Origin of the sequence: Blautia sp. AF19-13LB, assembly GCF_003479105.1 — a bacterium.
Taxonomy (GTDB): domain Bacteria; phylum Bacillota; class Clostridia; order Lachnospirales; family Lachnospiraceae; genus Fusicatenibacter; species Fusicatenibacter saccharivorans.
On the sequence record NZ_QUGO01000002.1, the window covers coordinates 141,222 to 156,362 of the forward strand.

A 15,141-nucleotide genomic window follows, 5' to 3' on the forward strand; every position below is an offset into this window, starting at 1 on the left:
CAGAAAAATCCCCGTTGGAAAAATCATTTCTCCTGAAACTGATTTTCCCAACGGGGATTTTTTCATTTTTCTTAAAAACAGCTCTTAGGAAAGTGAATCCGCATATGCCTGAATATCTGCCTTCATCTGAATCCAGGCATCCTCATGCTCCACGTAGTACAGAGGGCAGAGCTTTTCGGTTACATCATAGTGACGGATCACATCGTCCGAAGTCAGATTGAACCGCTTGCATAAGAAACCGGCGAGCTGGACCACAGAATTGTATGTCTCATCGGTAAATTCACCGCTGTCATCCGGGTGGCAGCATTCAATCGAGATCGTATCGAAATTACGCTGGTTCGATGCATACGACCATTCACTCGTCGGGATACACTGAACGACTTCTCCCTCGATGCCGACGACGAAATGGCTGCTGGCCTGCGCCTCCTGCGTCTCAGGCAGGTTTTCAAAGTAATCACGGTTCTGCATCGCCGTGCTTCCCGGGTTTGCCGTGTAGTGAATAACGATGCCGTCCACCTTTTTCAGCCTCGTCTGCGGTCTGGACCAGCTGTTCGGCGTCAGAAGCTCCACATCAATCGGCGGAGCGCCGGTCCAGTCGGTGATATCGTTGTCCTCATAATCAGAACCGGAATAGTCAACGGCCGTGATATCACTTGCCGTTTTTGCCACACAGCGGATGCCGCTGTAAATGCCGACGCAGATCAGCACCACCAGAACTCCCGTCAGAAACATTCTGCGGTGAAGCTGGCGCTGCCTCTGTTTTCTTGTCATTTTTCCCCGTCTCTTCTGTGCCATATGTTCTCTCCCCGCTGCAAATAAGCGCCCCCTCATTTGAAAAGGCAGAAGCTGAAAAGTTTCTGCCCTTTCCCCCTTCTGCCTTTTGCGACTTTTTATTCTTATTTATCGTCCACGCTGTAGTTCGGAGCCTCTTTGGTGATGTGGATATCATGCGGATGGGACTCTTTTAAGGATGCTGCGGAAATCTTCACAAATTTTCCGGTCTCCTTTAAGGTCTCAACATCTTTTGCTCCACAGTAGCCCATGCCGGAACGAAGTCCGCCGATCAGCTGGAATACGGTATCCTCTACAAGACCCTTGTATGCCACACGGCCTTCCACACCTTCCGGAACCAGTTTCTTGGCGCCGGTCTGGAAGTAACGGTCTTTACTTCCGTTCTCCATGGCTGCGATGGATCCCATTCCACGGTATACTTTGTATTTTCTTCCCTGGAACAGTTCGAAATCTCCCGGGCTCTCATCGCATCCTGCGAAGATGCTTCCCATCATGCAGACATTGGCACCGGCTGCGATAGCCTTTGTCATGTCTCCGGAGTACTTGATACCGCCGTCGGCGATGATCGGAGTTCCGGTCTTCTTTGCTTCCTCATAGCAGTCCATAACGGCTGTGACCTGCGGTACACCGATACCTGCAACGACACGGGTCGTACAGATAGAACCAGGTCCGATACCGACTTTAACAGCGTCTGCTCCGGCTGCGATCAGGTCTCTTGTTGCCTCTGCGGTTGCCACGTTTCCGGCGATTACCTGCAGATCCGGATAATGCTCTTTGATGAGACGAAGTGTTTTGAAGATATTTGCGGAATGTCCGTGAGCGGAGTCGATGACGATCACGTCTACGTGTGCTTTTACCAGCGCATCGACACGATCGAGCACGTTTGCCGTGATGCCGACTGCGGCACCGCAGAGCAGACGTCCCTGCTCATCCTTGGCGGACAATGGGTACTTGATGGTTTTCTCGATATCTTTGATGGTGATCAGACCTTTGAGGTTGAAATCGTCATCGACAATCGGAAGTTTTTCTTTTCTGGATTTTGCAAGGATTGCTTTTGCCTCGTCCAGCGTAACGCCTACTTTTGCAGTGATCAGGTTTTCGCTGGTCATGGACTCTTTGATTTTCTTGGTGAAATCAGTTTCAAACTTCAGATCACGGTTTGTAATAATACCAACCAGTTTTCCGTTCTCGGTAATCGGGACACCGGAAATACGGAATTTTGCCATCAGATTATTGGCATCTTCCAGGGTGTGCTCCGGAGACAGATAGAACGGATCGGTGATAACACCGTTCTCAGAACGTTTTACTTTGTCTACTTCTTCTGCCTGCTGCTCAATCGACATATTCTTGTGAATAATACCGATTCCTCCCTGACGTGCCATGGCAATTGCCATACGGTGTTCTGTAACCGTATCCATGCCGGCGCTCATCATCGGGATGTTCAGCTTGATCTTCTTGGTCAGATGCGTAGTCAGATCTACCATGTTTGGGGTTACTTCAGAATACTGCGGAACCAGAAGCACATCATCGAAGGTAATACCATCACCAATAATTGTACCCATTTTCATTTCTTCCTTTCTTCTTAAGTCTTTTTGATTTATCACCTAATTTAACATAAAACAAAAAAGCTGTCAATCCATAAATACTTTTCTTGGTGCACGGTTGCGGATATCTTTTAACATCACTTCGTCCGGCTCGAAGATCACCATCTGCATGGCATTGTCCTTGGAGATGACGAATGCGTACGGTTTGTGGCCCTGTCCTTCGATGCCGGAGGAATAGTTGTAACGTTTGATACTCTGGTTGTTTTTGTAGGAATCAAGCTGATGGGACTGGTACGGCGCCAGGATTTCCATGTTGGAAAGCTCATAGCTTGCGGCTCTTTTTCTTCTTGACTGCGAATAGATGCGGTCGATGTCCAGCTCGCCGTTGACGTACAGATACTCAAACTCTACCGAAAGCTTCGGGATAAAAATATAGTCTACGATTCCAAGAACCAGCGCAAGAAGCAGAATCAGCGGATTCATCATAATTCCTGCGGCTGCAAAAAGAACGGTAAAGAAGATCAGAACTCCTTTGATCGCCTTGTCTTTTCCTGTCTGCTGTTTTTTCACCAGCACTTCTGTGTACAGATCACTCATTTACTCCATCCTCCTCAAGATATTCGATCAGTTTTGCTACATTGTCCGCGTTCTTTGTATTGACCAACACGGTCAGATAACACGGCTCATAGTACGTAAGGCCCATATCCTGGTACTTTTTCAATTTGGAAATGTCGAGGCAGGTATCTCCCGCCTTTATCCCGTACTTCTCACACGTCGCTTCGTCAAACAGTGTGGACAGATCCAGAAAATAATCGTCTTTGCTGTAGTTGTCGTACACGGCCTGTGAACAGATCAGAACATCCATGCTCTGTGCGGCAATCACGGCTGTGAATTTCATCAGCGTGTTGTAATCCGCGTTTTCCAGTTTTTCACCGAAGCTGTAGCTTGTATCGATGCTTACCTTTTCGTACTTATCTCCGGTTCCGAGCGCTTCTTTTAGGTCCTCCTCGATCGGACTTACATCCTGCAGTCCTGCGTAATCCACTACGGCAATGCTCACGAGGTCATAATACTTCGCATTTTCATGGATATTCACAATCGTGCCGATGATGAAGATAACAGCGATGATGCCGAAAATGACAGCCTTGTAGTATTCCCAGATATAGGCCAGTTTCTCTTTAAAATTCATTTTCGACAGCTTCTCTTTTTCGAGCTGCATCTTCTCCTTCCTTGTCATGTCGGATTCATAACGACTTGCCATGTGTGTTTCTTCTCCTTTGTTGTATTTCCCCCAACATCCTACAAATCAGTATAGCATAAAACGCCGGAAGCGTCCATATACGCCGCCCGGCGAAAGCATGAAAACTTTCTGAAATTTTTTGTAACGATTCAGGGCCATTCGAAATGGAAGAAAAACTTTCCACTAAAAAATCGGCCGGCAAAGACAGGACTTCGGAACCCATGTTCCGCTACGGTCTTTGCCAGCCGGTTTTCTTATTTTGTTTTACCAGACATTTTTATCCCGGAAATTACATCATTCCCATTCCGCCGTCTGCGCCTGCCGGCATAGCCGGAGCCGGCTCTTTGATGGTGGAAACTACGGACTCGGTGGTCAGCAGGGTTGCGGAAACGCTGGTAGCGTTCTGCAGTGCGCTTCTGGTAACCTTAACCGGATCAAGGATACCAGCCTGGATCATGTCTACATACTCTTCGTTGTATGCATCAAATCCAACACCTACTTTGGACTCTTTTACTTTGTTGATAACAACAGCGCCTTCCAGACCTGCGTTTGTTACGATGTGGAACAGAGGAGCCTCAAGTGCTTTCTGTACGATTCTTGCACCGATCTTCTCGTCGCCGTCCAAGCTGTCAATCAGCTCTGCAAGCTGTGTTGTTACATGGATGTATGCAGAACCGCCGCCTGCGATGATACCCTCTTCTACGGCTGCTCTCGTTGCATTTAAAGCATCCTCCATACGGAGTTTTTCTTCTTTCATCTCGGTCTCGGTTGCTGCACCTACACGGATCACAGCTACGCCGCCTGCCATTTTTGCCAGTCTCTCCTGCAGTTTCTCTTTATCGAACTCAGAAGTGGTCTCCTCGATCTGGGATCTGATCTGGCCGATTCTTGCTGCGATGGCATCTTTTGCGCCGGCACCGTCAACGATAACGGTGTTCTCTTTCTGAACTTTAACAGATTTTGCACGTCCGAGCATTTCCAGAGTAGCGTCTTTTAATTCCAGACCAACTTCCTCGGAGATCACCTGGCCGCCGGTCAGGATTGCGATATCCTCGAGCATTGCTTTTCTTCTGTCGCCGTATCCCGGTGCTTTGACAGCTACTACGTTGAAGGTTCCGCGCAGTTTGTTGATCACGAGTGTCTGGAGAGCCTCGCCCTCTACGTCCTCAGCGATGATCAGCAGTCTTGCGCCGCTCTGTACGATCTGCTCCAGCAGCGGAAGAACTTCCTGAATGTTGGACAGTTTCTTATCGGTAATCAGGATATATGGATTGTCGAGAACGGCTTCCATTTTCTCCATATCGGTGCACATGTAAGCGGAGATATATCCACGGTCGAACTGCATACCTTCTACCAGCTCCAGCTCGTTCTGCATGGTCTTGGACTCCTCGATGGTGATAACGCCGTCTTTGGAAACTTTTTCCATAGCGTCAGCTACCATCTGGCCTACTTCTTCGCTTCCGGAAGAAACAGCTGCAACTTTTGCAATCTGCTCTTTGCCTGCTACCGGCTGGCTCATCTCTGCAAGGATCTGAACAGCTTTATCGGTTGCTTTCTTCATTCCCTTACGAAGAACGATCGGGTTAGCGCCTGCTGCCAGGTTTTTCATTCCTTCGTTTACCATAGCCTGTGCCAGAACGGTTGCGGTTGTGGTACCATCACCTGCTACGTCGTTGGTCTTTGCAGCAACTTCTTTGATGAGCTGTGCGCCCATGTTTTCAAAGCCGTCTGCCAGCTCGATCTCTTTTGCAATCGTAACACCATCGTTTGTGATGAGCGGAGCGCCGTACTGTTTGTCCAGAACAACGTTTCTTCCTTTCGGTCCAAGGGTTACACGTACGGTATCTGCAAGCTGGTTTACACCATTCTGAAGAGCGTTTCTTGCCTCTGCTCCATATTTAATCTCTTTTGCCATGATTGTCATGCCTCCTGATTTTTACTTGATTATTCTTTATTTTACAACTGCCAGAATGTCATCCTGTTTTACGATGATGTACTCTTCGTCTTCCAGTTTGACGTTGGTTCCTGCATATTTGGAATAGATTACCTGATCTCCGACTGCAACTTCCATTTTTACTTCTTTGCCGTCTTCTACTTTTCCAGGTCCTACTGCGATAACCTCAGCCTGCTGCGGTTTCTCCTGTGCCTGTCCCGGAAGTACGATACCGGATTTTGTGGTTTCCTCTGCTTTTAACTCTTTTAATACAACTCTGTCACCTAAAGGTACTAACTTCATTTATGTTTCCTCCTTCAAGATTTCATTCAGTTTTATTTATTAGCACTCAGTTCATTCGAGTGCTACTTGATGGTTCTTACTATAGTGTTTTCCACCTCATTTCGCAAATGTATGAATTTTGTAATTCTCTTTTTTTTTCTCGTGATAGCTCTTAATTTCTCTTATTTTCTCGTTTTTTCTTATTTTGGCAACTTTTTCATATTTTATACTCTCTTTAGAATCTAATTATAGTTTATTCCTAAAAACGGGAATGATACCATTTTTTTCCGCTCCACGAATGCTTTTTTGCACAAAAAGAAACGGCGCCATTCTTAAACGGCTCCGATTCTTTTCTACATTCCACTTTTTTATTTTTTCGCCTCGTCCGGATGGGCATCGCCCTTTCCTTTCAGGTTCTTTCTTGCTTTGATCTCGTCGAGTTCATCAAAGATATAATCATTTAATACCTTGATATACGTTCCCTTCATACCGCTGGAACGGGACTCGATGACGCCTGCGCTCTCGAATTTGCGGAGGGCATTTACGATGACGGATCTTGTGATGCCGACGCGGTCTGCAATTTTGCTTGCAACCAGAATGCCCTCATCCCCGTTCAGTTCATCAAAGATATGGATGATGGCTTCCAGTTCGGAGAAGGACAACGTGTTGAATGCGGATTTAACCACCTGAACCTTGCGGTTTTCCTCCACATTTTCCTCGTTGACGGAACGCATCATTTCCAGTCCGACAACGGTTGTGCCGTACTCACTGACGATGATATCGTCGATATCGTACTGCGGGGTGCAGCGGTACATAAATACGGTACCAAGGCGTTCTCCGGCGATCTCGATCGGGCAGATAATTGCGGTGTAGCGCTCTACACCAGGCCGCTCAAAGCCGAGGGTCTGTAAATTGACGTTCTCTTTTGTGGAGAGTACGCCGAGGAGACGCTCGTTTAATGCGGCATCGACATAACCGCCCACCTTATCCTCGATCAGCTCCGTAATTTCTTCCACGCCCGGGCAAAGGCTGATGCCCAGCACTTTTCCTTTTTTACTGATCACCAGGATATTGGAACTTAACGTTTCCATCAGGACTTCACAGATATCGTTGAACACGACCTTCGTGGAGTGATTGTTATGAAGCAGTTTGTTGATTTTTCTGGTTTTATCCAGCAGTTGTACGCTCATGTTCTTCTCCTTTCTTTATTTTCTGCATTTTTTTGGCGTATCCGCCGAAAAAAATGCACACTGATGCCTTTTTCAGACAACCCTTAAAACTAAGCTCATTCTATCATGTAGTTTTCCGGAAATCAATATATTTTTCAGAAAACTATAAATTTTATAAAAATTCATGCTAAATTTTTTCGGATCTTCCTGTTTTTCCGCCTCGATAAGCAAAAAAAACGGCCTGCACCAGTTTTTCACCAGTACAGACCGCTTTGTCATTCTCAGTCTTCGTCTTTCTTTTCGCGTGCTTCTACATAGCCGCACTGCTCGTCCGCGCAGACCAGCTTATTGCCTTTTTCCAGCATATAGCCGCCGCACTGCGGGCATTTCTTGGCAGACGGTTTCTGCCAGGACATGAAATCGCATTCCGGATTGTTTTCGCATCCATAATATTTCCGTCCTTTTTTCGTCTTGCGCAGGATCACTTCTTTTCCGCACTTCGGACACGGAACACCGATCTTTTCCAGATACGGCTTCGTGTTCTTGCAGTCCGGGAATCCCGGGCAGGCGAGGAATTTTCCGTGCGGGCCGTATTTGACCACCATGTTGCGGCCGCAGTTCTCGCAGATGACATCCGTCACCTCATCCTCTACCTTAACTTCTTCGAGGTTCTTTTCTGCCTCTGTGACCGCCTCATAGAGATCCGGCCAGAAGTTCTCGACTACTGTCTTCCACGGAACACTGCCATCTCCAACCCTGTCGAGCAGAGCTTCCATCGTTGCCGTAAAGTTGACATCCACGATGCTCGGGAATGCCTCTTTCATCATGTTGTTGACCACCTCGCCGAGCTCTGTCATGTAAAGGTTCTTGTTCTCCTTTGCCACGTAACGGCGGTTGATGATCGTTGTGATGGTCGGCGCATACGTACTTGGACGGCCGATGCCGAGTTCCTCAAGCATTTTGACAAGGGATGCCTCGGTGTAGTGTGCCGGCGGCTGTGTGAAGTGCTGCTGCGGATCCATCTTTTCCAGTGCCAGCTCCGTTCCTGCCTCCAGGCTCCGGACAGCGGCGTTTTTCTCTTTCTTTTCCTCATCCGGATCGGTGTAAACGGACATGAAACCATCAAATGCCAGACGGGAGGAAGCTGCTGTAAAGAGATACTCTCCTGCATTGATCCGTGCGGAAATTGTCTCATAGACGGCCGGCTGCATGCGGCTTGCCACAAAGCGTTTCCAGATCAGCTGATACAGGCGGAACAGATCTCTTGGCAGGGATTCTTTTACCATTACCGGTGTATTCGTCACATCGGTCGGACGGATGGCCTCGTGCGCATCCTGTGCCTTGCTGTTTTTATTCTCCGTCGTGTCCCCGCTTGCGGTATATTTTGTGCCGTACTGCTCCTGGATAAAGGAACGTGCTGCCGCATCGGCCTCCTCGCTGATTCGTGTAGAATCGGTACGCAGATAGGAAATCAAAGCGATCGTTCCCTTTCCTTTTACTTCCACGCCCTCGTAGAGCTGCTGCGCCAGACGCATCGTCTTCTGCGTGGAGAAGTTCAGCACCTTCGATGCTTCCTGCTGCAGGGTACTCGTGGTGAACGGAAGCGGTGCTTTCTTGGAACGCTCTCCTTTTTTCACTTCGGATACGGTAAAGGTCTCATTTTCCAGTCCCTTTAAGATTTCATCGAGCTGCTCTTTCGTCTCGATCGCCATCTTTTCACTGCCTTTGCCGTGGAATTTTGCGACGAGCGGTTTCTTCTCGCCCGGAATTTTCAGATCTGCTTCCAGTGTCCAGTATTCTTTCGGAATGAACGCATTGATCTCATCCTCGCGGTCGCCGATGATGCGCAGTGCAACGGACTGCACACGGCCGGCGGAAAGTCCGCGTTTGATTTTCTTCCATAACAATGGGCTGATTTCATAACCTACCATACGGTCGAGGCAGCGGCGCGCCTGCTGCTCGTCCACCAGGTTCATATCGATGTCGCGTGCCTGTTTGATCGACGCTTTGACTGCTGATTTTGTGATCTCGTTGAAAGTGATGCGGCGCATCTTGTTCTCATCGAGATTCAGCGCAATCGACAGATGCCAGGAAATTGCCTCTCCCTCGCGGTCAGGGTCAGTTGCGAGATAAACTTTATCTGCTTTTTTTGCGGCTTTTCGAAGAGATGCCAGAAGCTCTCCTTTTCCGCGGATGGTGATATATTTTGGTTCAAAGTCATGTTCTACATCAATTCCAAGCCGGCTTTTCGGCAGATCGCGCACATGGCCCATAGATGCTGCAACTTCGTAATTTGCCCCGAGATACTTTTTCACCGTCTTGACTTTTGCCGGTGATTCCACTATTACAAGATATTTTGCCACCTCTGATGCCTCCTGAATACATATTTTTATAACTGTCCAGATCTATATTGCGTTTTTCATATCGCATAGTTCTGCATCATTACAAATTCCAGAATAATTCCTAAATTAGTCGTAACTTCCACTGACTATACACCAAAAAGTTTTTTCTTGCAAGTGTTTTCCATTTTTAAAATGTACCATTTTTCGATGTTTCCCGACAAAATAACAGGATTTTTTCAATTTTTTAACGATTTTTCCTGATTTTTTTCTTTTCTTTTTCCTTTTTCAGACATGCACGCGGCGCAGAAGAGCCCCCTTTTTTCTTTTTCTTCTATTATAATTGTGCACCGGGCGGAATATCACAAAACCTTTCTTTTCCTCGTCCCTTTTACGATAACGCCATGTACACGCCCGGCGGATTTTCCGCAATAATGCCGTCAATTTCGAGTGCCAGCAGAATGCCGGTCAGCTCCTGCAGCGGGATTCCGGTGCTGCCGGCAAGCTGTGCAAGATTCTGCGGTTCTGCCGCGAGTGTTTTCAGAACCATTTCCGCCTCTTTTCCATAGCGCGGACGCGGTGCGGCTCTTTTTGTTCCGGCCTTTTTCACGCCCAGCTCCTCGAGAATCGTTTCGGGTGAAATCGCAATTTCCGCTCCCTGCGCGATCAGGCGGTTGCAGCCGCGGCTTGTCGCATCCGTTGTCCGTCCGGGCAGGGCAAATACCGTTTTTCCCTGCTCCAGCGCGTAGTCCGCCGTAATGAGCGAGCCGCTCTTCTCTTTTGCCTCAATTACCAGAACGACATCTGCCAGCGCACTGATCACGCGGTTGCGGATCGGGAAATGCCACGGAAGCGGCTCTGCGCCCGGCGGAAATTCGCTTAAGACACCGCCTCCGTTCTCCAGCATCCGCCGCATCAGCGGGTAATTCTGTTTCGGATAGCAGATATCCACGCCGCAGCCAAGCACGGCAAACGTCTTTCCCTTTCCGCGCAGTGCCCCCTCGTGCGCCGCCGCGTCGATTCCACACGCCAGTCCGCTGATCACCGCCACGCCGTTTGCCGCCAGCACCTGCGCGAAAAAGGCCGCCTGGCTCTTTCCGTACGCCGTACACATCCGCGCGCCCACAATCGCCGCTGTTTTCTGCTCATCCACCGGCAGCGCGCCCCGCACGAAAAGGCGGGACGGCATGTCCGCGAACGGCATAAGCCGCTCCGGATAGCCCTCCTGCCCGCGGCCGACTGTAAAGATTTCCATCGCCATACGTCAGATCCTCCATATACTTTTGTCGGCGCTCCGAAAGCAGATCGCCTCGCTGATATGCGGCACGCCGATTTTGACCGCCCCGTCCAGATCCGCAATTGTCCGCGCGGTGCGGATAATCCCGTGGTAGGAACGCGCGCTGAGGCGCAGGCGGCGGAAGGCATCCTCTAAAAGCTCTTCCGCTGCCTTTTCCAGGATACAGTATTTCTCGATCTGGCCTGCTTTCAGTTCGCTATTGAAATGAATCGACTCCTGCCGGTAGCGCGCCGCCTGAATTTGCGCCGCTGCCGTCGCTTTTTCCCGCATCCTGGCCGAGGATTCGCACCGCTCCTCGCCGTGCAGATCCTCGTAGGAAAGTGCTTCCACCTGCACGCAGAGATCCATGCGGTCGAGGAACGGCTGGCTGACTCTCGAGAGATACCGGCTGATGTCGCCGGGTGCGCAGGTACAGCGCGATAAGTCGGGGTAAAAGCCGCAGGGGCAGGGGTTCATTGCCGCCACCATCAGAAATGACGCCGGAAACACATAGTTTCCGCTGACACGGGAAATCACAATCCGGTGCTCCTCGAGCGGCTGGCGCAGGATCTCAATGGTTGTGCGCGTCATCTCCGGGAGTTCATCAAGGAAGAGAACACCGCGGTGTGCCAGCGTAATTTCGCCCGGGGACGGCTGTTTTCCGCCGCCTGCAAGAGCCTGCGGCGACATCGTGTGATGCGGAGCACGGAAGGGCCGCTCCCGGCGGACACCCTCTCCTTTGGCAAGCATTCCGGCGATGCTGTAGATCCGCGTTACTTCCATCTGCTCCTCCTCAGACATCGGAGGCATGATCGTCGGAATCCGCCTTGCAATCATGGATTTTCCGCTGCCCGGCGGCCCCAGCATCAGCAGATTGTGAAATCCGGCCGCAGCGATGAGCGCCGCCCGCCGCGCCGCCGTCTGGCCCTGCACTTCGGAAAAGTCCGGCTCTTTTCCGTCCTCCTTCTTTTGATTTTCTATAGACGGAAGCGACGGCATTTTCCCTTCACAGCAGTAGTTCAAAAGCTCCTGTAAATTCTGGATTCCAACGACGTGAAGCCCGCCGACCAGACCCCCTTCCGCGGCATTTCCGGCCGGAACAAGAAGCGTTGTGCATCCAAGCTCCCGCGCCTTCGCCGCTGCCGGAAACACACCGCTGATCTCCTGCACATGGCCGTCAAGGCCGAGTTCGCCGAGCACCATCGTTTTCCGGAGTGACCCGGGCGGAATCCGGCCGAGCGTCATCAGAACGCCCGCTGCAATCGGAAGATCGAAACGCGATCCTTCTTTTCGGACGTCCGCCGGGGATAAATTAATCGTAATTCGTTTCGGAGGCAGGGAAATTCCCATGTTTTTGAGGGCTGTCCGCACGCGGTCCTGCGCCTCCTTTACCTGGGCACTCACGTAGCCGACCATCGTAAACTGCGGCATGCCGTCACTGACATCCGCCTCCACCTGCACCGGAATCATCTCCATGCCCGAGACGGTGGCTGATAATACACTGCAATACAAAGAAAACCTCCTTTTCTTTCAGTAGCAGGTCGTATAGTTCCTATTTATTTTTCATTTTGGGAAAATGTCCGGCAAGAACACCGGGAAGATATTATCTTTGATTTTTGTTCGAAAAAGTAAGGATAAGGAAACCTTTTCTGCACCTGATTTCCTTACCCTTTATTATAGAAGCAGTCCGTTTGAAATGTCAAGCATTTACGAAGCGGCAAACCGTAACCGCAACTTTTCAATTGCATTCTTCTCGATCCGCGACACGTACGAACGGCTGATGCCGAGCCGGGCAGCGACCTGTTTCTGTGTGTATTCTGCTTTTCCGCCAAGGCCGTACCGGAGAAGAAGCACCTGTTTTTCCTGCTCTTTTAATTCCGAATCCAGATAACAGTACAGCCGCACCGCGTCCTCTTTCCGGTTGTACTGTTCCGCGATATCCTCCCCGCCGCCCTCCACGATGTCGAGCAGATGGATCTCATTTCCCTCCTTGTCGGTTCCGATCGGCTCGTAGAGGGAAATCTCCCGTGCCGTTTTCTTTTTGCTCCGAAGATACATCAGCAGCTCATTATCAATACAGCGGGCGGCGTATGCGGCCAGCCGGTTTCCTTTTTTCGAATCATATGTCATCACCGCCTTGATGAGTCCGATCGTTCCAATGGAAATCAGATCGTCGAGATCATCGGGCAGGCCCTGATACTTTTTCACAACGTGCGCGACCAGGCGCAGATTCCGCTCGACCAGAATGTCTCTGGCTTTTGTATCGCCCCTCTGATACGCATCCAGACAGCTTTTTTCTTCCTGTGCAGACAGTGGTTTTAAAAAGGGTTCCAAGAAAAGCGGCACCTCAAAGGGGATTTTTCTTTATTTTATGTTTGAATTGCAGGAAACGTGCCTGTCTGCTATACTGATAAGATCAGCCGGGTTTTCCGGCACTCGACATTATATTTTTAAGAGGAGGTTTCCTTTTATGACAGACCAGAAAAACGGACAGGAATATCTTTCTTTTGTGCTGGAAAAGCTGCAGGCGCGTCTTGCCGAGATCAGCCAGTCTCTGCTGGACGGACAGAAAGAGATTGAAAATATGCACGATTATTACTGGCAGAACTATACCGAGATGGACCAGTACGGATATGAGGATTACGACAATCAGCAGGCACTGCTGCATCAGGTGAATGCGAATCAGGAGCAGCTTCTTCTGCGGAGCCGCTTCCGGAAAATGCTGGATTCTCCGTTCTTCGGGCGTGTGGATTTCCGCTATGACGGGGATGATGAGCCGGAAATTTTCTATATCGGCATCGGCAATTTTGCGGAGCGGCCGGGCGAGCTGCCGCTGATTTACGACTGGAGAAGCCCGGTCAGCGGTCTTTTCTACGATTTTGACCGCGGGCCGGCTTCCTATCTGGCGCCGGGCGGCGAGATGACAGGGGAAATCTGTTCCAAGTGGCAGTATAAGATCCGGGATGGAAAGATGATTTACGGATTTGAGAGTGATGTGAAAATTGATGATGATATTTTAAAGGCGGAGCTTGGCAGCAACGGCGAGGTACAGCTGAAGAATATTATCCGCACAATTCAGAAGGAACAGAATGCGATCATCCGCAATACGAAGGACCGGATTCTGGTAATTCAGGGAGCGGCGGGAAGCGGCAAGACATCGGTGGCGCTGCATCGGATTGCCTACCTTTTGTATCATGACAGACAGAATCTGAAGTCTTCGAATATTCTGATTTTATCGCCGAACGGGGTATTTTCGGATTATATTTCACATATTCTGCCGGAGCTCGGTGAGGAGAATATTCAGGAGATGAGTTTTGATCTCTTTGCTTACCGCAAATTACAGGACACGGCTGCGGACTGTGAGGATCGCTGTGATCAGATTGAGCGGGAGATGCGGGATCCAAAAGCCGCAGAACGGTTTGCTTTAAAACAGTCGCAGGCGTTTGTGGACCAGATGGAGGGATTTGCGCTGGAGCTTGAGGACGAGCTGATGAATTTCTCAGACGTTTCGTATAAGTCGTTTGTGAAGTCAGAATCGGAGATTATTACGCTGTTTTATGACAAGTTTGCGGATATTCCGCTGCTCTCGCGGATGGATGCGGTGGCGGAGACGTTTATTGACGAGATCGAGACGCTGCTGAACCGGGATCTGCCGGAGGAGGAGCGGATTCCGCTCATCGAAAAATTCCGGAAGATGTATGAGACGATGGATTTTTATGTTCTCTACAATCGTTTTCTGAAGAAAGAGGGATATCAGACGCTGCCGCGGCGGCCGTTGGAGAAGCGGAAACTGCGGTATGAGGATGTGTATCCGGTTCTGTATCTGAAGTACCGCCTGTCGCGGCAGGCGGAGCGGTCGAATATTAAGCATCTGGTGATTGATGAAATGCAGGATTATTCGCGGCTCCAGTATCTGATTATCCGGCGGATGTTTTCCTGTAAGATGACGATTCTCGGCGACCGGGCGCAGACGATGGCGGATCAGCAGCAGGATGTACTGCAGTTTTTACCGGGGATTTTCGGGAAGGATCTGCGGCGGATTGAGATGCGGAAGAGTTACCGGAATACGGTGGAAATTGCGTCGTATGCGGCAAATCTCATTGGCGTGACGGATCTGGAGCTGTTTGAACGGCACGGAATGCCGGTGTTGGAACGGGATGTCACGGATCTTGAGGCGGCTCTGCGGGAGGCAGTGGATACGCTGTTTCCAGATGAGAAAACGTATGAGACGGCGGCGGTGATTGTACCGGATGAGAAGACGGCGGAACGGGCTTATTTGATTTTGCGGGAGATTCTGGCAGAAAAAGATTTTGACTGCGGGAAGCGGCTTTCTTGGCTGAACCGTGACAGCTCCAGTTTTAAGAAAGGACTGACGGTTACCACATTTTATCTGGCGAAAGGGCTGGAGTTTGATCAGGTGTTCTCTATTTTCCCGAAGGACGAGAAACGGGAGATAATGATGCAGGCGCAGTATATTGCAGCGACCAGGGCATTGCATGAGCTGAGAGTGTATCATATTTAAAAACAGGGAGATCCTCCGAAAAAATTCGATTGGATCTCCCTGTC

At 49.8% G+C, this 15,141-nt stretch carries 12 protein-coding genes; 1 reads left to right on the forward strand and 11 read right to left on the reverse strand.

Going from position 1 to position 15,141, the window contains the following annotated elements:
• Nucleotides 1-84 precede the first annotated feature (84 nt).
• The 11 genes from DWX32_RS02900 to sigK all read right to left on the reverse strand — a co-directional run bounded on the left by DWX32_RS02900 (nt 85) and on the right by sigK (nt 12,909).
• Entirely contained in the window at nt 85-795 is a 711-nt protein-coding gene (locus DWX32_RS02900; protein ID WP_118659226.1) for a peptidoglycan recognition protein family protein, read from the reverse strand.
• 101 nt (nt 796-896) lie between these two features.
• Nucleotides 897-2,354, reverse strand: coding sequence for an IMP dehydrogenase (guaB, locus tag DWX32_RS02905; RefSeq protein ID WP_117509520.1), 1,458 nt, complete (start codon nt 2,352-2,354; stop codon nt 897-899).
• Between the two features lie 69 nt (nt 2,355-2,423).
• A complete protein-coding gene (locus tag DWX32_RS02910; RefSeq protein WP_055227377.1) occupies nt 2,424-2,933 on the reverse strand; it encodes a DUF6106 family protein in 510 nt (169 codons plus the stop codon).
• On the reverse strand, nt 2,926-3,597 hold the full coding sequence (locus DWX32_RS02915; RefSeq protein ID WP_118659227.1) for a hypothetical protein: 672 nt from the start codon (nt 3,595-3,597) through the stop codon (nt 2,926-2,928). Before DWX32_RS02915 ends, DWX32_RS02910 begins: the two co-directional genes overlap by 8 nt.
• 268 nt (nt 3,598-3,865) lie before the next feature.
• Nucleotides 3,866-5,491, reverse strand: coding sequence for a chaperonin GroEL (gene groL / locus DWX32_RS02920; protein ID WP_022462186.1), 1,626 nt, complete (start codon nt 5,489-5,491; stop codon nt 3,866-3,868).
• A gap of 36 nt (nt 5,492-5,527) precedes the next feature.
• On the reverse strand, nt 5,528-5,812 hold the full coding sequence (groES, locus tag DWX32_RS02925; protein ID WP_022462185.1) for a co-chaperone GroES: 285 nt from the start codon (nt 5,810-5,812) through the stop codon (nt 5,528-5,530).
• A 347-nt stretch (nt 5,813-6,159) separates the two neighbouring features.
• Nucleotides 6,160-6,981: a GTP-sensing pleiotropic transcriptional regulator CodY gene (gene codY / locus DWX32_RS02930; RefSeq protein WP_022462184.1), complete on the reverse strand. Its 822-nt coding sequence runs from the start codon at nt 6,979-6,981 to the stop codon at nt 6,160-6,162.
• Between the two features lie 260 nt (nt 6,982-7,241).
• Nucleotides 7,242-9,323, reverse strand: a complete 2,082-nt coding sequence (gene topA, locus DWX32_RS02940; RefSeq protein ID WP_055227381.1) for a type I DNA topoisomerase — start codon at nt 9,321-9,323, stop codon at nt 7,242-7,244.
• A gap of 367 nt (nt 9,324-9,690) precedes the next feature.
• Entirely contained in the window at nt 9,691-10,560 is an 870-nt protein-coding gene (dprA, locus tag DWX32_RS02945) for a DNA-processing protein DprA (protein WP_118659228.1), read from the reverse strand.
• A gap of 3 nt (nt 10,561-10,563) precedes the next feature.
• On the reverse strand, nt 10,564-12,087 hold the full coding sequence (locus DWX32_RS02950) for a YifB family Mg chelatase-like AAA ATPase (protein ID WP_117509525.1): 1,524 nt from the start codon (nt 12,085-12,087) through the stop codon (nt 10,564-10,566).
• Nucleotides 12,088-12,282: 195 nt separating this feature from the next.
• Entirely contained in the window at nt 12,283-12,909 is a 627-nt protein-coding gene (gene sigK, locus DWX32_RS02955) for an RNA polymerase sporulation sigma factor SigK (RefSeq protein ID WP_022462180.1), read from the reverse strand.
• Between the two features lie 136 nt (nt 12,910-13,045).
• Between sigK and DWX32_RS02960 the strand changes: the two genes are divergently transcribed.
• On the forward strand, nt 13,046-15,097 hold the full coding sequence (locus DWX32_RS02960) for a HelD family protein (protein ID WP_118659229.1): 2,052 nt from the start codon (nt 13,046-13,048) through the stop codon (nt 15,095-15,097).
• Nucleotides 15,098-15,141: the final 44 nt, after the last annotated feature.

Bases quoted from the DNA above. Each gene is read 5' to 3' on its own strand.
- DWX32_RS02900 (WP_118659226.1), bottom strand. From the start codon at position 795: ATGGCACAGAAGAGACGGGGAAAAATGACAAGAAAACAGAGGCAGCGC.
- guaB (WP_117509520.1), bottom strand. From the start codon at position 2,354: ATGGGTACAATTATTGGTGATGGTATTACCTTCGATGATGTGCTTCTG.
- DWX32_RS02910 (WP_055227377.1), bottom strand. From the start codon at position 2,933: ATGAGTGATCTGTACACAGAAGTGCTGGTGAAAAAACAGCAGACAGGA.
- DWX32_RS02915 (WP_118659227.1), bottom strand. From the start codon at position 3,597: ATGGCAAGTCGTTATGAATCCGACATGACAAGGAAGGAGAAGATGCAG.
- groL (WP_022462186.1), bottom strand. From the start codon at position 5,491: ATGGCAAAAGAGATTAAATATGGAGCAGAGGCAAGAAACGCTCTTCAG.
- groES (WP_022462185.1), bottom strand. From the start codon at position 5,812: ATGAAGTTAGTACCTTTAGGTGACAGAGTTGTATTAAAAGAGTTAAAA.
- codY (WP_022462184.1), bottom strand. From the start codon at position 6,981: ATGAGCGTACAACTGCTGGATAAAACCAGAAAAATCAACAAACTGCTT.
- dprA (WP_118659228.1), bottom strand. From the start codon at position 10,560: ATGGCGATGGAAATCTTTACAGTCGGCCGCGGGCAGGAGGGCTATCCG.
- DWX32_RS02960 (WP_118659229.1), top strand. From the start codon at position 13,046: ATGACAGACCAGAAAAACGGACAGGAATATCTTTCTTTTGTGCTGGAA.